Source organism: Flexivirga sp., assembly GCF_051955415.1.
In the GTDB taxonomy this organism is placed as follows: domain Bacteria; phylum Actinomycetota; class Actinomycetes; order Actinomycetales; family Dermatophilaceae; genus Flexivirga.
Genome location: NZ_JBQCGS010000018.1, coordinates 74,731 through 90,156 on the forward strand (window position 1 = coordinate 74,731; position 15,426 = coordinate 90,156).

The following is a 15,426-nucleotide window of genomic DNA, read 5'->3' on the forward strand; positions in this document are numbered from 1 at the left end:
TCTCAGCGGCGGATACGCAGGCCCTTCGGCGACACGTGGAAGCCGTTGTCGGCCAATGCGTGTGCCAGCGGATGATCGGAACCCAGCGCCGGCCTGCCGTCGATGCCCTCAACGGTGAGTCCGCGCAGCCGCGGCGTCCCGCGGCCGTCCGATGGCCGCACCACGGTCCGGGCCAGCGCCGCGGCTGCCGCGGCCAGGCCCGCGCCGTCGTCGGTGAATGTCAGCACCTTGCGGCCACCTCGTTCGACGTAGAGCACGAGAGCACCCTCGACCAGCACCACCATGGCGCCGGCGCGGCGGCTGGGCCGGTGCTCGGCACCCTCGATCTCACGGTCCGGCCAGGGCAGCGCCGCACCGAACGGGTTGGCCGGATCGGCCGCCGCGAGCACGAACGCCGTCTGCGGTGCGACCGGAGCCACGTCCCAGGGATTGCGTGGCGACGGCACGGTGCGGCCGGCCGCACGGAGCCGGTCGACCGCACCGGCGCTGCCGAACTGGGCGGCGCCCAGGCCTTCGACGAAATAGCCACGGCGGACCCGCCCGGTCTCCTCGGCAGCGGCCAGCACCCGATAGACGGTCGCGAACCCCCCGGTGACCGACTCGGCCTGGACGGCGCCACGGGTGACGATCCCGTGCCGATCGAGCAGCACCTCGGCGAGTGCGAAGGCCCTCGCGGTCTGGTCGTCCTCCGGGTGCGGCAGTAATGACCATCTGCCGGAGACCGACGGTGGCGCGGCCCGCAGGGCCGGCGCCGGCCGGCCGAGGCCGCCACGCGAGCCGCGCAGTCCACCGATCCGGCCGTGCCGGCTCTGTCGCGGACCCTGCGCCCGTGCCTTGTGAGCGGTGCGTCCGCCCCCGAGCAGCGCGCGCACCGGAGCGAACGTGTCACCGCTGACCCGGCCCGACCAGATGAGATCCCACAGGTGCGACTGCAGTTCGGTCTCGCCGGTGCGTGCGTCCGTCGCGTTGACCGCGTCGGCCAGTGCGCGGAAGAAGAACGAACCGCCGCTGTCGAGCGCGGCCAGCATCAGCTGGTGGGCCGGGGTGAGATCGATGGTGTCGTCCGGCACCGCGAGGGTCAATGGCGCCGTGTCCGCAAGGTGCAACGACACCCAGCCGTCGTCGCCGGGCAGGGCCGCGTGCCCTTGCCAGAGCACCTCACCGCCGGCCATCAGCTCGTCCAGCATCCCCGGGTGGTAGGCCGTCACCCGCTCGGGCAGGATCAGCGTTTCCAGGGCGCTCGCGGGCACCCGTGCCCCGCACAGCTGCTCCACCGCGCGCAGCAGTCCGTCGGCACCGCGCAGTTCGCCGCCGACGCCCTGCCACTGCGGCAGGAAGGACGCCAACTGCTCGGCCGGCACCGGCTCCACCTCGGCGCGCAGTGAGGCCAGCGAACGGCGCTTGATGGTGCGCAGCACCTCCGGGTCGGCGTAGTCGATGCCGTGCACCCCGCCGCCCAGCTCGGTCGGTCTCAGCTCACCCTCGATCAGGCGGCCCGAAGTCACCAGGCGGCGCAGCGTGTCCTGCGCGACGGCCCGGCCGATGCCGAGTGCTGCTGCGGCTTCGGTCGCCGGGAACGGCGCGTGGGTGCGGGCGAAACGGACCATCAGCTCACCGAGCGGGTCATCGGTGGGCTCCAGGAACACCGCCGGTATGCCGGCGGGCAACGCCACGCCGAGCGCGTCCCGCAACCGGGCGGCGTCCTCGATGGCGGCATGACCGGTGCCCCCGGCCCACGGCACCTCGATCAGCCGGCGGGCGGCGACCAGCTCCCGCAACCACGCGGCGACCTGGCCGCGGCACTCCTGCCGGGTGCGCTGCTCGATCTGCTGCCGGGTGAGCACGCCCAGGACCCGGACCAGGTCGGCGACGTCCTCGGCGTCGCGGCAGTGTCGCTCGGGGACCAGCCGTTGCAGCTGGTCCTCGACCTGGGAGACCACCTCGGCGTCCAGCAGGTCGCGCAAGGAGGCTCCCTCGCCGGAGCCGAGCAGATCGGCCAGCAGCGACGGGTCCAGTGCGAGTGCCGCGGCGCGCCGCTCGGCCAGCGGGGAGTCACCCACGTAGAGGAACTGGGCGACATACCCGAACAACAGGCTGGTGGCGAACGGTGACGGGGTCGCGGTGTCGACCTGCACCACCCGGATCCGCCGGGCCGTGATGTCGCGCATCAGCTGCTCCAGACCCGGCACGTCGAAGACGTCCTGCACGCACTCGCGCACCGCTTCCAGGACGATCGGGAAGGACGGGAAACGGGCGGCGACCTCGAGCAGCTGGGCGGACCGCTGACGCTGCTGCCACAGCGCCTGCCGACGTCCCGGATTGCGGCGCGGCAGAAGCAGGGCGCGCGCCGCACATTCGCGGAAGCGCGCTGCGAACAAAGCAGATCCACCGATCTCGGACGTGACGATCTCGGCGATCTCGTCCGGGTCCTGCACGATCAACTCGAGCAGCTGGGCGGCCGCCGACGCATCGGTGTCGGGATCGGAGTCCGGCAGTCGCAGGACAATGCCGTCGTCGCCGTGCATGGCCTGCACCTCGACACCGAGACGCTCCCGCATCCGCGCCGCGATGGCCAGCGCCCAGGGTGCGTGCACCGGCGCGCCGTACGGGGAATGGACGACGACGCGCCAGTCACCCAGCTCGTCGCGGAAGCGTTCGACGACGATCGCCTTGTCGTGCGGGACCTGACCGGTCGCTTCCTGTTGCTCGCGAAGGTAGGCCAAGAGGTTGTCCGCCGCCCACTGGTCGAGGCCGGTGCGGGCGACCCGGGCGCGAGCAGCGTCCTCCGGCAACGCGATGAGCTCCCGGACGAAACCGCCGACGGCGGTGCCGAGTTCGAGCGGGCGCCCGGGGGAGTCGCCGCGCCAGAACGGTAGCTTGCCCGGCTGTCCCGGGGCGGGCGTCACGCGGACCTGGTCGTGCGTGATGTCCTCGATGCGCCAGCTGGTGGTGCCCAGGGTGAACACGTCGCCGACGCGTGACTCGTAGACCATCTCCTCGTCCAACTCGCCGACGCGCCGCCCCGGTCCCTCCCCGGTCGCCAGGAAGACGCCGTAGAGGCCGCGGTCCGGGATGGTGCCGCCACTGGTGACGGCGAGGCGCTGGGCACCGCGTCGCCCGCTCAGCGTGCCGGTGATGCGGTCCCACACGATGCGCGGGCGCAGTTCGGCGAAGTCCTCGGACGGGTAGCGGCCGGCGAGCATGTCGAGCACCGACTCCAGGATGCTGCGCGGCAGGCTCGCGAACGACGCGGTGCGGTGCGCGAGCTGCTCGAGGTCCTCGACGGACCAGTCGTCCAACGCGCACATGGCGACGATCTGCTGTGCCAGCACGTCGACCGGATTGTTCGGCACTGCAAGGGATTCGATCATCCCGGCCTTCATCCGGTCGACCACCACGCAGGTCTGCACCAGGTCGCCACGGAACTTCGGGAAGAGCACCCCGCGGCTGACGGCACCCACCTGGTGGCCGGCCCGTCCGACGCGCTGCAGCCCGCTGGCGACGCTCGGCGGGGACTCGACCTGGATCACCAGGTCGACCAGGCCCATGTCGATGCCGAGCTCCAGTGAACTCGTCGCGACCACCGCCGGCAGCCGGCCGGACTTCAGCGCGTCCTCGATCTCGCCGCGTTGTTCCTTGCTGACCGAGCCGTGGTGGGCTCGGGCGAGGACCGCGGGGGCTCCGGAGCTCTGTCCGGCCTGCGCCATCACCTGCGCCGGTGCCCCGGCACCCCAGGAAGTTCTCCGCTCGTTCCTCGCTCCGATACTTCGCGGGGACCCCGCACCACCCTCCGAGACTTCGTGCAGGTCCGAGGCTGAATCGGTGCGCTCCGCCCAGATCTCGTTGAGCCGCGTGGTCAGTCGCTCGGCCAGCCGTCGCGAGTTGGCGAAGACGATGGTCGACCGGTGTTGCGTGATGAGGTCGACGATGCGTTCTTCGACGTGCGGCCAGATGGATGTCCGCTCCACCCCACCCCACGAAGTTTCTCCTCCACTTCGCTCCGCCGAATACTTCGCGGGGGCCCCGGCCGGGTCTGCTTCGCTCGACGGGGCCGTGAGGTCGCCGGCCACCCGCCCGAGCTGGGTGAGATCGGGCACCGGCACGACGACCTCGAGGTCCCACGACTTCTCGGCGGGCGGCTGCACGGTCGTCACCGGGCGCCCGCCGGTGAGATATCGGGCGACCTCCTCGACCGGGCGCACGGTCGCCGACAGCCCGATGCGCTGCGCGGGCCGCGGGAGGATGGCGTCGAGCCGCTCGAGGGACAGGGCGAGGTGCGCACCGCGTTTGGTTCCGGCGACGGCATGGACCTCGTCGATGATCACCGTCTCGACGCCGGACAACGCCTCCCGCGCCGCGGACGTGAGCAGCAGGAAGAGCGACTCCGGGGTGGTGATCAGGATGTCGGTCGGTCGTCTGGCGAAGGCCCGCCGCTCGGTCGCGGGGGTGTCGCCGGAGCGCACCGACACGGTGACGTCCGGCTGCGGCAGCCGGAGCCGGTCGGCGGCATGCCGGATGCCGACCAGCGGTGACCGCAGGTTGCGTTCGACGTCGACCGCCAACGCCTTCATCGGCGACACGGAGAGCACCCGGCACCGGCGCAGGGCCTCGTCCGGCGTGGGAGTCGCCGCCATCCGGTCGATGGCCCAGAGGAAGGCGGACAGCGTCTTGCCGGAGCCGGTGGGCGCGACGACGAGGGTGTGGTCGCCGTTGCTGATGGCGTCCCACGCGCCGGCCTGCGCCGGTGTGGGCGCGGTGAACGACCCCTCGAACCAGGCGCGGGTGGCAGGGGAGAAGCGGGTCAGGACTTCGTCGGTCATCGAAGCCCTAGCTTCGCATCACCCACCGACACCTGCTCGCGGTCGGCCGGCCGCCGGCCACGGCACCTACCCTGGTGGGGTGAAGCATTCGGAGTATCGCCGGCTGATGACGGACGAGTTCGGGTCGGCATACGCCGCCGTGCTCGGCAACAGCCACGTGTTGCAGGCCCTGGGCAACCGGACGGCCGACGAGGCACTCGCCGACGGCGTCAAGCCGCGTGAGGTGTGGCTGGCGATCTGCGACGACCTGCAGATCCCCGAGGAACGCCGCCTCGGTCGCGACCTGCCGATCCGGGACCGCCGCGACGGCTGACCCATCATCCTGCCGTCATTCGGCGGGAAATCAGCGCACCGGCGCACCCGGGCCGAGCGGGATGCCCAGCGCCCACCAGACGAAGAAGAGCACCGTCCAGGTGGCCGTCATCGCCACCGCCAGCGGCAACGTGTATGACGCGAGCGTCCCGATGCCGGCCTTCGCGCGATAGCGCTGCAGGAAGCCGAGCGCCATGATGAAGTACGGGCTCATCGGGGTGATCGCGGTGGAGCCGGAGTCGGCGATCCGGAAGATCGCCTGCGTGGTCTCCGGCGGCACCGACAGCAGCATCAGCGTCGGCACCAGCACGGGCGCCGCGATGGACCACATCGCCGAACCACTGGTGACCAACACGTTCACGATGCTGAGCAGAGCGAGCACCATCAGGAAGATGATGGGTGCCGGGACGTTGGCCTGGTCGAGGATGTCGGCCGACTTCACCGACATCACATCACCGAGGTGGGTCCAGTCGAAGTAGGCCAGGAACTGCGCGATCGCGAAGAACAGCACCAGCACCGGAGCCATCTGCTTGATGCCCTCGGCCATCAGTCGTGGCGTGTCGCCGACGCCCTTGAGGGCACCGGTGCGCAGCCCGTAGACCATGCCGGTCGCGCCGAAGAGCACGGCGATCACGAAGGCGATGCCGTCCAGGAAGGGCGACTCGGCGATGCTGCCGTGTTCACCGCGCAGCGGCGATCCGGACGGTATGACGACCGCAGCCACCAGCACCAGCAACCCCAGCAGGGCGAGGCAGGCAGCACGCACGGCGGATCGTTCGCGGTCGGACAGGTGCAGGTCGCCGATGTCGTCCAGGTCGACGTCCGGATCAGGGTCCAGGTCGGGCCGTTTCGCCAGTACCCAGCGGGTCACCAGCGTGATCACGGTGGCCAGTAGGAGGGACGATGCGATGTTGAAGTACCAGTTGCTCACCGCCGAGACCGTCACGTCCTTATCGATCAGCCGGGCCGCCGAGGTGGTGATGCCGGCGAAGATCGTGTCGTTCGGCGTGGGGATCGGGCTCGCGTCATACCCCGAGGCGATCGAGGTGTAGGCGACCACGATGCCCAGGATCGGCGACCGCCCGACGGCGCGAAATGCCAAGCCGCCCAATGGAACCAGGATGATGTATGCCGCCGCGGACGCCACATGCGAGACGGTGCCGAGGAAGGCGACGGCGAAGACCACGGCCGACGCCGGCACCCGGGACACACCGACCTTCATCACGGCGGCCAGGAAGCCGGAGCGTTCGGCGACCGCGACACCCATGATCACCACGACGATGGTGGCCATCGGCGGGAAGGTCGCGAAATTGTCGATGGCGGTGGACATCGCCATCGCCAGTCCGTCGCCGCTGAACAGGTTGCGCACCGCGACGGTCTTGTGGTCGCTGGGTGAGATCACACTGGCGCCGGCGCCGGCCAGCACTGCGCTCAGGACGCCCAGGATCAGCGCGAGGATCCAGAACAGCCAGAACGGATTCGGCAGTGCGTTGCCCGCCTTCTCCACCACGCCCATGGCGCGGATGATGAACGGCAGCCGGTCCTGTTGCTGCTCCTCGGGTTCCGTTGTGGTGGAGGTCGTCATGACGTTGCTCCTGTCCGGGCCAGGCGGTGCTTGCTGAAGAAGCGCCACATCACGTCCTGTGCGGCGATGGTGTGGGTGACGTGCCCGCCGCCGGAGTAGGTGTGCGTGCCGGGCCAGACATGGCCGCCGCCGGTGACGGCGACGTGTTTGACGTCGGTGCCGGATGCGCAATGTTTCCAGTCGAAGACGGTGATGTCGGTGCCGATCCGACGGGTCGACGGGTTCGGGTCGCACATGTCCCGTGCGGCCCAGTCGGCGACGTAGCTGCGGATGGCCGGCAGCTGGCGGTCCGGGTCGCCGGCATACGGGATGGTGCTGTCCCCGGTGCCGTGGATGTCAAGCAGCGCAGTCGGTTTCGCGTCCGCACAGCCTTCACGCGACTGCGGATAGAACGCGCCGGAGTTCGGTGCGAAGGCGGCGAAGCGGTCCGGCAACCGGCAGGCGAGCAGGCCGACGAAGCCCGCGCCGTTGGACTTGCCGGTGGCGTAGGTCCGGGTGGGATCGACGCAATAGTCGGACTGCAGCCGGTCGAGCAGGTCGGAGGTGAACGCCACGTCGTCGACACCGGGCGGCGCGTAGGGCGCACCCTGCCACGCCTGGCGATAGCCGGCGCCGGTGCCGATCTCGCCGTTCGGGTAGGCGACGACCGCCCGCAACGAGGACAGGCCGGAGAATCCCTCGATCTCGGTGCCGGTGCTCCCGCGTCCGTGGTAGGCGACGATCAGCGGCCACTCACTGTGCCGCTCATAGTTCTTCGGCAAATGCAGAATGTAGGTGCGCTCGCGGCCACCACTGGTGATGGTGTATTTCGCGCTCGCCGCCGATTCCTGGTCGGTCGGCTTCGTGCACGACCGCGTGCCGGACGGCGCGGTCGCCGAGGCGCGGCCCGGTTCGGGGGAGAGGCTGTGCGCGACGGCGGGCGCCGTCACGGCACCGGTGGCAAGCAGCGTCGCGGTGAGGGCGGCGGTGCGGTGGCGGATCTTCTTCATGGCGAGTTCCTTTCGGACGGGTCGCGCGTTTCGGGGCGCGTTCGACCCACCGGACGCCCGGAGGGGGCGACCGGCCGTGACGGGTTCGGATCAGGCGGCGAGCCACTCCTGGAGGTGTTCGACCAGTGCCGTGGTGACGGCGTCGACGATCGCTCGGCCCTGGTCGGCCGTCGCGGTCGTGGGATCGCCCAGCACGCCGTTCGTGCTGAGCCGGTCGTACCGGCGCGCGAGCGCCGGCGCGGTGCGTCGCGCCAGGCGCGACAGGGGGTCCAGCTGGTCCAGGGCAGTGGTGCCCGCAGCCAACCGGTCGACATGCACCAGATGCGGTGCGACGTGCAGCATCTGGGCGGTTTCCGACTCGCCACAGTGCCCGGTCACCTCTGCGCGCTGCAGCTGCGCGGTGGCCGGTCCGGCGAGGGAAGCTATTGCGGTCCAGGCGAATTCGATGTCAGGGCGGTCGTGCAGCAGATCCTGCGCCAAAGCGCCGAGAGTTGCGTTGTTCCCGGCATGGCCGGTCAGCACGAGGATCTTGCGCCAGCCGTGATGGGCCAGGCTGTCGACATACTCGCGGGCGACGGCGAGGAAGGTCGCCGGCCGCAGGGTGACCGTGCCGGCGAAACCCAGGTGGTGCGGGGAGACCCCGACCGGCAGGCTCGGACCGATGACGACACGCTGGGGGAGCGCTGCGGCCACCCGGCCGGCCAGGTCCTCGGCGCGGATCAGGTCGGTGGCCATGGGCAGGGCCGGTCCGTGTTGTTCGAAGGCGCCCGCGGGGAGGATGACGATGTCGCCGCGAGCGACCGACTCCGCCGCGTCGCGGGTGGTCAACTCGCCGAGCCGATGGGAGGGGACCGTCATGCCTGGTCCTGGGCCTGGTCCCGGCCACGCTCCTGGTCCCCGGTCCTGCCGCCGTCGGCGAGCACGTCGCGGATCGATCGCAGGTGTGCCGTGGTGAGCGCGGCCGCGCGGTCCGCGTCGCCGGCGCGGATGGCGTCCAGGATCTGCTGGTGCTCGGCGTGGTCGCGCTCGCGGTCGTCATACCGGTGACGGATCTGGATCTGTTCGCGAGATCGCAGGTGCAGCAAGGCTTCCAGCGTCTCGGCGACCAGGCGATTGCCGGTCGCGGCGGCGACCGCGACGTGGAAATGCACGGCCGGTCGTTCGTCACCGCGCTGGGGCGTGAGCGCGTTGGCCAGTGCGCGTTCGAGCGACTGCAGGTCGGCGTCGCTGCGGCTGCGGGCGGCTTCGGCCGCGATGGCGGGTTCGAGCAGGAGGCGGGTGGCGACGAGCTCCTCGAGGGAGTCGCGGCCGGCGTGCTGGTTGACGACCATCCGCCGCTCGATGCCGGCGCCGACGTACGTGCCCGAGCCGTGCCGGAACTGCACGACATCGGTGGCCTCCAGGCGGCGCAGGGCCTCGCGCACCGTCGGCGTGGTGACCTCGAAACGCTGGGCGAGCGCGCGGGAGGACTCCAGGGCGTCGCCCGGTCGCAGGCCACCGTCCAAGATCAGGTCGACGATCTCGTCGGCGAGGCGGCTGGTCAGCGAGGTCTGCGTGGTCACATCAAGTGACTAGATCACTTGATCACCTAATGTGTCAAGGGTCACTGGCGAATGCTGGGAGGATCCGCGGATGGACGATGCTGCCGCCAAGGCGAACCTCTACAACTACCTGCGACACGAACGCGAAGCGGTGCTGGCCAAGCTCGACGGGCTGTCCGAGTACGACGTGCGCCGTCCGCTCACTGTCACCGGCACGAATCTGCTGGGCCTGGTGAAGCACTTGGCGACCTGGGAGGCGAGGTATCTGGGCGAGGTCTTCGGCCGTCCGTTTCCCGAACCGCTGCCGCGCTGGGACGTCGAGGCGGACCGGCTGGCGGACATGTGGGCGACCGAAGGGGAGTCCCGCAGCCAGATCGTCGACCGTTATCGGCGGGTGTGGGCGCACAGCGATGCCACGGTGGCCGCACTGGAGCTCGACACCATCGGGCGCGTTGCCTGGTGGCAGGACGCCGCGGTGCCGCTGTTCAACGTCCTCGTGCACCTGCTCGCCGAGACCAGCAGGCACGCCGGCCACGCCGATATCGTGCGCGAGCAGCTGGACGGTGCGGTGGGGACCGATGCGGCAGCCATGGCGGACCAGCAGCACGACGCGGCCTTCTGGAGCCGGCGACGCACCCTGATCGAGGCGGCCGCGCGGTCGGCCGGCCGATGAGGTGCTGGCCGAGGGTGGGCGCGCCGTCGGGGCGACACGCCACGCCGCAAACCTTCGTACGGATGTTCGGGAAACTGCGTTAGGCTCATCCACAAGTCCTCGACCGGCGGCCCGTTGTCCACAGTGCACGGACCACAGATGCCGGGTTGTCGGTGCGGGGGCCTAGCGTCTGACACGTTCCACAGTTCGACCTGCACTGACGAGCTGCGGACGGTCGCCGGTGGACGCGACCCACCCCACAACTCTCCGAAGGAGTGCCGCACCATGGCAGCAAAGACGGCGAATGCCGGTGACAGTAAGCTGAAGACGCTCGACACCGTCCTGTCCCAGATCGAGAAGGCGCACGGCAAGGGCGCGGTCATGCGACTGGGCGACGACGTCCGTCCGCCGATCGATGTGATCCCCACCGGCGCCATCGCTCTCGATGTCGCTCTCGGCATCGGCGGGCTGCCCCGCGGCCGCGTGGTGGAGATCTACGGTCCGGAGTCCTCCGGTAAGACCACGGTCGCACTGCACGCCGTCGCCAATGCGCAGCGCAACGGCGGCATCGCAGCCTTCATCGACGCCGAGCACGCGCTCGACCCCGAATACGCCAAGAAGCTCGGGGTGGATACCGATGCCCTGCTGGTCAGCCAGCCGGACACCGGTGAGCAGGCACTGGAGATCGCCGACATGCTGATCCGGTCCGGTTCGCTGGACATCATCGTGGTCGACTCCGTGGCCGCGCTCGTGCCGCGTGCCGAGATCGAGGGTGAGATGGGTGACAGCCACGTCGGTCTACAGGCCCGACTCATGTCGCAGGCGCTGCGCAAGATCACCGGTGCTCTCAACAGCACCGGTACCACCGCGATCTTCATCAACCAGTTGCGCGAGAAGATCGGCGTCATGTTCGGGTCGCCGGAGACGACGACCGGCGGCAAGGCGCTGAAGTTCTATGCCTCGGTCCGGCTCGACGTGCGTCGCATCGAGACGCTGAAGGACGGCACCGATGCGGTCGGCAACCGCACCCGCGTCAAGGTGGTCAAGAACAAGGTGTCCCCGCCGTTCAAGCAGGCGGAGTTCGACATCCTCTACGGCCAGGGCATCTCCCGCGAGGGCGGCCTGATCGACATGGGCGTCGAGCAGGGTTTCGTGCGCAAGGCCGGCGCCTGGTACACCTACGAGGGCGACCAGTTGGGCCAGGGCAAGGAGAACGCGCGCGGCTTCCTGCGCGACAACCCGGACCTCGCCGATGAGCTGGAGAAGAAGATCAAGGAGAAGCTCGGCGTCGGCCCGCAAGCCGACAAGCCGGCCGAGGAGACCACACCCGTCGTCACCGCGGTCGACTTCTGATCCTCGTCTCGGCCACCGAGCTGGGCGTTTCGGTGGCCGAGACGTTGTCCCGTATGACGACAGACGCTCCACAGGGGAAGCTTCGTTGCATCCATGAATCCCTTTGACAGTGCACCTGATTCGCCGCCCGACTTTGTCGATCCGGCCGATGTCATCGTCGGTCCGTGGGCCGGCTCATCGGCCCACGTGCGATCCGGCGACGGCGCCGCGAGCGGCGCAGGGCCGCCGGCGAACGGGCCGCACCGATCGCCTCGACGCGGCGCACACCCCGCCGGCGGCGCACGAGGGCGACGCACGGCCCGGCAGGCACGCAACGATCGTGAGCCGCCACCGGACGCATCCGGAGCGGACGCCGACCCCTCCGAGGTGGCGCGCACCATCGTGCTCCGTCAACTCGCCTCGGCGCCCCGCAGTCGCAAACAGCTGGCCGACACACTGCGCGAACGCGGCTGCACCGACGAGGTGGCCAGGGCCGTGCTCGACCGGCTCGAGGAGGTCGGCCTGGTCGACGACGCCGCCTACGCCGCGACGCTGGTCCGATCGCAGCAGGAGCGGCGCGGTCTGGCCCGACGGGCGATCAGTCAGGAGCTGCGTCGCAAGGGTGTCGACGCCGACGTCATCCGTGAGCAACTCGACACCATCGACGACGAGGACGAGCGGGAACGCGCCCGCGCCCTGGTCGCCAAGAAGCTGCGCGCCATGCACGGCCTCGACGCCCAGGTGCAGGCCCGGCGACTGGCCGGAATGCTTGCTCGCAAAGGATATTCGTCCGCCATCGCGTGGGCGGTCATCCGAGAGGCGATCGCCGACGCCCCGGAACACCAGCCGGACTGAGGTCGTCCACCGCCCGCCGCGCATTGCGTAATGAACGAATCGTTCGTTATATTCAACGATATGGCCTCCACCCTCGCCACTTCGGTCGGCGCCCAACTGCGCCTGCGCCGCGAACAACGCGGATTGTCCGCAGCCGAGTTGGCACGTCGCTCCGGCCTGTCCAAGGCAACCCTCTCCGGCCTCGAGTCGGGCCGGGCCAACCCGACGATCGACACCCTCGACGCCGTGGCGATCGCCCTCGGCATACCGCTGACCGACCTGCTGGTGCCGACCACTCCGACGCAACCACACGTGGTGCGGGCCACGGCGGCCGCGGACACCCCGCAACAGGAGATGCTGCGCCGGGTGAGTGGTGGGCATCAGGTCGAGATCTGGCGGCTGCGGCTGCCGGCACGCACGACCTACGAGGGAGTGCCCCATGCGACCGGCACGCTCGAGCACCTCATGGTCGCCTCCGGGACACTGTCCGCCGGGCCGAGCGATGATCTGGCCCGGCTCGGGCCGGGTGACCTGCTCGCCTTCCCCGGCGACGTGGCGCATTGCTACCGCACGGCCGGGGAGCCGGCCGATGCCACCGTCGTCATGACCTCTCCGATGATCGGGTGATGCAGATGCTCGCTGTCCTACCGTTGCTCCTCGCCTGGCTGGTCGCTGTGATCAGTCCCGGGCCGGATTTCCTTGCCGTGCTTCGGACTTCAGCTGCGCACGGGCGCTCCGCCGGGCTGCGGGTGGGCCTCGGTGTCGTGTGCGGCATCGCCTGCTGGGCAACCCTTGCGATGTGCGGCCTCAGCGCGCTGTTGGCGCGCTACGAACACCTCTACCTCGTTGTGCGCACCGTCGGCGCGGTGCTGCTGATCGGGTATGGCGTGCACGTGCTGTGGGCCACCCGCAAGACCACCACGGGCGCTGCCGAGACGACACCACCGAGCGCCGGAAAGCATTGGCGGCTGGGCGTCTTCACCAACCTGGCCAATCCGAAGGCACTGGTCTTCTTCGGCGCCCTGTTCGCGACGCTGATGCCACGCCATGAGGCAGCGGCGACCCGCGTCGTCGTGCTGACCGTGATGCTGGCCATGGCCGTCGCGTGGTTCGCGGTGGTCAGCTGGTGTGCCGGTTCCCAGCCGGTGGTTGCGGCATACCGACGGCTGCAGCGGACCATCGATCGGGTCGCCGGTGGCCTCTTCACCGCGATCGGGCTGACGCTCGTCCCGCGCTGAGCCGGCTACCGCCGGCCGACTAGCGTGAGGCGCATGCCCGCCACCCGTCAGCTCATCGACCAACTCACCGACCGGCTCGGCCGCTCCCAGGTGCTGACCGACACCGACATCGTCGCGTCCTACGTGCACGACGAGGCGGAGTGGGCGCCGTACAGTGCGCCGCTGGCGGTGGCCCGGGCCACGCGCCCTGGAGACGAGCGGGAGACGGTTCGCTGGGCGCTGGAGCATCACGTGCCGCTGGTCGCGCGTGGCGCCGGCACCGGGCTGTCCGGTGGTGCCAACTCGATCGCCGGCTGCGTGGTCGTCAGCCTGGCGAAGATGGATGCGGTGCTCGAGGTCAATCCGCTGGAGCGCATCGCCGTCGTGCAACCCGGAGTCGTCAACGACCGCCTGCGGGAAACCGTTGCCGAGCAAGGGCTCTGGTACCCGCCGGATCCGGCGAGCTCACCGTGGTCGACGATCGGCGGCAACGTCGCCACGAACGCCGGCGGCGTCTGTTGCGTGAAGTATGGCGTGACCCGCGACTATGTCATCGGGCTCGAAGTGGTCACCGGGACCGGTGAGGTGGTCCGCCTCGGGCGACGCACCGCCAAGGGGGTCGCGGGCCTTGATCTGGCCGCCCTGTATGTCGGCTCCGAGGGCACGCTCGGCATCGTCACCGAGGTGACCGTCAAGCTGCGCCCGCTGCCCGATCCTGGCCGGACCGTGCTGGGCTACTTCGACAACATCGTGGACGCCGGTGTCGCGGTCCGCGACGTCGCGGCCCGCGGCCTGACACCGTCGGCGCTGGAGATCGTCGACCGGATCTGCCTGGAGGCCGTCGACGAGATGACCGGCATGGGACTGGCCTCCGAGGCGAACGTGGTGCTCATCGGCAAGGTGGACGAGCCGGGAGAGGCGGGCGTGAGGGCCGCCCGCCAGATGATGGCTGCGTTCGAAGCCGGGGCAGCCACCTTCGTCGCGGAGACCGCCGATGCCGAGGAGGCGGACGCGATGATGGCCGCCCGGCGACTGGCCTACCCGGCGATGGAGCGCAAGGGTCCACTGCTCACCGAGGACATCGTGGTGGCGAAGGAACACGTGCCGGAGATGCTGCGCCGGATCGAGCAGATCTCGCAGGATGTCGGGATCACCATCGCCAGTGTGGCGCACGCGGGCGATGGCAACCTCCACCCGCTGATGGTGGCCGGGCGTGACAACGAGGACGAACGCGAGCGGGCGCAGGCGGCGTTCGACCGCATCATCCACGAATGCCTCGACCTGGGCGGGACCGTCACCGGGGAGCACGGCGTCGGTCTGCTGAAAATGCCGGGCGCCGCCCGGGAGCTCGGCCCGCAGATCATGGCGATGCAGCGCGCGGTCAAGGCGGCGCTGGACCCGCAGGGCATCTTCAACCCCGGCAAGGTCTTCTGAGGTCGGGTCCCGGCAGCCGGGAGATCGGCCCTGTGGACAACGGTTCTGCGACGTGCCCCTCGATTAGCTTCGGGGGATGAGCCGACCGCCGCAGCAACCGATCCCGCCCGTGCCACCGCAGTGGGTCCAGCAGCCCCGGCAGCAGCGGACCCCACCGGGGAGGCCCTGGTGGACCATCACGGCGGTGTGCCATGCGTTGCACGCGGTGATCTTCGCCGGCGCCGTGTGGGCGTGCATCCACTGGATCAACCGATCCGGCACGCCGGAGTACCACGCCCAGCACCGAGGCGCCGACCCGGACGGGATGATGCTGGCGCAGTTGGTCGCGCTCGGCGTTGCCGCGGCCGCCGCGCTCGGTGTCGTCTACGCCGTCGTCGGCGTCTGTGTGACGCTGGGCAGATACCAGTCCGGCCCGGTGATGCTGCTGTTGGCCTTCCCGGCGGCAGGCATCACCGCGATGATCGCGCCGGTGGAGCTGTTCCGCGGCCACGATACGGCGGGAGGTTCGGTCATGATGGCCATCATCGCGATCGTCGTCGTGGGCACGCTCGCCGCGGCCATGGCCGTGGGCAAGCCGCAACGACCGAAGCGGTCGGCGCAGATCATGCCGCCACCGCCGGCGCCATACCAGGGGGGTTCGCCCTACTTGCGCCCACCGGGAAACTGACCGGCGTGTCGCTGCGGTGCCGGACCGAACGCGGCGACGCCGT

13 protein-coding genes are annotated in these 15,426 nt (G+C 70.3%); 8 read left to right on the forward strand and 5 right to left on the reverse strand.

Annotated features, from left to right (window positions below):
• Positions 1 to 2: 2 nt before the first annotated feature.
• A complete protein-coding gene (locus ACTHL4_RS03245) occupies positions 3 to 4,820 on the reverse strand; it encodes an ATP-dependent helicase (protein WP_440281294.1) in 4,818 nt (1,605 codons plus the stop codon).
• 79 nt (positions 4,821 to 4,899) lie between these two features.
• Between ACTHL4_RS03245 and ACTHL4_RS03250 the strand changes: the two genes are divergently transcribed.
• Complete coding sequence (locus ACTHL4_RS03250) at positions 4,900 to 5,133, forward strand: DUF3046 domain-containing protein (RefSeq protein ID WP_440281295.1); 234 nt, start codon at positions 4,900 to 4,902, stop codon at positions 5,131 to 5,133.
• Between the two features lie 30 nt (positions 5,134 to 5,163).
• Here the strand turns inward: ACTHL4_RS03250 and ACTHL4_RS03255 are convergent, their stop codons facing one another.
• From ACTHL4_RS03255 to ACTHL4_RS03270, 4 genes are all read right to left on the reverse strand, one after another.
• Positions 5,164 to 6,717 carry an AbgT family transporter gene (locus tag ACTHL4_RS03255; protein ID WP_440281296.1) on the reverse strand — a complete coding sequence of 518 codons (1,554 nt, stop codon included), beginning with the start codon at positions 6,715 to 6,717 and terminating at the stop codon, positions 5,164 to 5,166.
• Positions 6,714 to 7,706, reverse strand: coding sequence for an alpha/beta hydrolase family esterase (locus ACTHL4_RS03260; protein ID WP_440281297.1), 993 nt, complete (start codon positions 7,704 to 7,706; stop codon positions 6,714 to 6,716). Before ACTHL4_RS03260 ends, ACTHL4_RS03255 begins: the two co-directional genes overlap by 4 nt.
• A 90-nt stretch (positions 7,707 to 7,796) precedes the next feature.
• Positions 7,797 to 8,564, reverse strand: a complete 768-nt coding sequence (locus ACTHL4_RS03265) for a creatininase family protein (protein WP_440281298.1) — start codon at positions 8,562 to 8,564, stop codon at positions 7,797 to 7,799.
• Positions 8,561 to 9,268: a FadR/GntR family transcriptional regulator gene (locus ACTHL4_RS03270; protein ID WP_440281299.1), complete on the reverse strand. Its 708-nt coding sequence runs from the start codon at positions 9,266 to 9,268 to the stop codon at positions 8,561 to 8,563. The genes ACTHL4_RS03265 and ACTHL4_RS03270 overlap by 4 nt, the downstream gene beginning before the upstream one ends.
• A 70-nt stretch (positions 9,269 to 9,338) precedes the next feature.
• Here ACTHL4_RS03270 and ACTHL4_RS03275 point away from each other — a divergent pair, with 70 nt between their 5' ends.
• The 7 genes from ACTHL4_RS03275 to ACTHL4_RS03305 all read left to right on the forward strand — a co-directional run bounded on the left by ACTHL4_RS03275 (position 9,339) and on the right by ACTHL4_RS03305 (position 15,383).
• Positions 9,339 to 9,920, forward strand: a complete 582-nt coding sequence (locus ACTHL4_RS03275) for a DinB family protein (protein ID WP_440281300.1) — start codon at positions 9,339 to 9,341, stop codon at positions 9,918 to 9,920.
• A gap of 264 nt (positions 9,921 to 10,184) precedes the next feature.
• Positions 10,185 to 11,252 carry a recombinase RecA gene (gene recA / locus ACTHL4_RS03280; protein ID WP_440281301.1) on the forward strand — a complete coding sequence of 356 codons (1,068 nt, stop codon included), beginning with the start codon at positions 10,185 to 10,187 and terminating at the stop codon, positions 11,250 to 11,252.
• Positions 11,253 to 11,633: 381 nt separating this feature from the next.
• The gene (locus tag ACTHL4_RS03285; RefSeq protein WP_440281302.1) at positions 11,634 to 12,086 is read left to right on the forward strand and encodes a regulatory protein RecX; all 453 of its coding nucleotides are present in this window, start codon (positions 11,634 to 11,636) and stop codon (positions 12,084 to 12,086) included.
• Positions 12,087 to 12,146: 60 nt separating this feature from the next.
• Positions 12,147 to 12,692, forward strand: coding sequence for a helix-turn-helix domain-containing protein (locus tag ACTHL4_RS03290; RefSeq protein WP_440281303.1), 546 nt, complete (start codon positions 12,147 to 12,149; stop codon positions 12,690 to 12,692).
• The gene (locus tag ACTHL4_RS03295; RefSeq protein WP_440281304.1) at positions 12,692 to 13,303 is read left to right on the forward strand and encodes a LysE family translocator; all 612 of its coding nucleotides are present in this window, start codon (positions 12,692 to 12,694) and stop codon (positions 13,301 to 13,303) included. Before ACTHL4_RS03290 ends, ACTHL4_RS03295 begins: the two co-directional genes overlap by 1 nt.
• Positions 13,304 to 13,336: 33 nt before the next feature.
• The gene (locus ACTHL4_RS03300) at positions 13,337 to 14,716 is read left to right on the forward strand and encodes an FAD-binding oxidoreductase (protein WP_440281305.1); all 1,380 of its coding nucleotides are present in this window, start codon (positions 13,337 to 13,339) and stop codon (positions 14,714 to 14,716) included.
• A 76-nt stretch (positions 14,717 to 14,792) separates the two neighbouring features.
• Positions 14,793 to 15,383 (forward strand): hypothetical protein, encoded by a 591-nt coding sequence (locus ACTHL4_RS03305; protein WP_440281306.1) that lies wholly within the window; start codon positions 14,793 to 14,795, stop codon positions 15,381 to 15,383.
• Positions 15,384 to 15,426: the final 43 nt, after the last annotated feature.

Bases quoted from the DNA above. Each gene is read 5' to 3' on its own strand.
- ACTHL4_RS03245 (WP_440281294.1), bottom strand. From the start codon at position 4,820: ATGACCGACGAAGTCCTGACCCGCTTCTCCCCTGCCACCCGCGCCTGG.
- ACTHL4_RS03255 (WP_440281296.1), bottom strand. From the start codon at position 6,717: ATGACGACCTCCACCACAACGGAACCCGAGGAGCAGCAACAGGACCGG.
- ACTHL4_RS03260 (WP_440281297.1), bottom strand. From the start codon at position 7,706: ATGAAGAAGATCCGCCACCGCACCGCCGCCCTCACCGCGACGCTGCTT.
- ACTHL4_RS03265 (WP_440281298.1), bottom strand. From the start codon at position 8,564: ATGACGGTCCCCTCCCATCGGCTCGGCGAGTTGACCACCCGCGACGCG.
- ACTHL4_RS03275 (WP_440281300.1), top strand. From the start codon at position 9,339: ATGGACGATGCTGCCGCCAAGGCGAACCTCTACAACTACCTGCGACAC.
- recA (WP_440281301.1), top strand. From the start codon at position 10,185: ATGGCAGCAAAGACGGCGAATGCCGGTGACAGTAAGCTGAAGACGCTC.
- ACTHL4_RS03290 (WP_440281303.1), top strand. From the start codon at position 12,147: ATGGCCTCCACCCTCGCCACTTCGGTCGGCGCCCAACTGCGCCTGCGC.
- ACTHL4_RS03295 (WP_440281304.1), top strand. From the start codon at position 12,692: ATGCAGATGCTCGCTGTCCTACCGTTGCTCCTCGCCTGGCTGGTCGCT.
- ACTHL4_RS03300 (WP_440281305.1), top strand. From the start codon at position 13,337: ATGCCCGCCACCCGTCAGCTCATCGACCAACTCACCGACCGGCTCGGC.
- ACTHL4_RS03305 (WP_440281306.1), top strand. From the start codon at position 14,793: ATGAGCCGACCGCCGCAGCAACCGATCCCGCCCGTGCCACCGCAGTGG.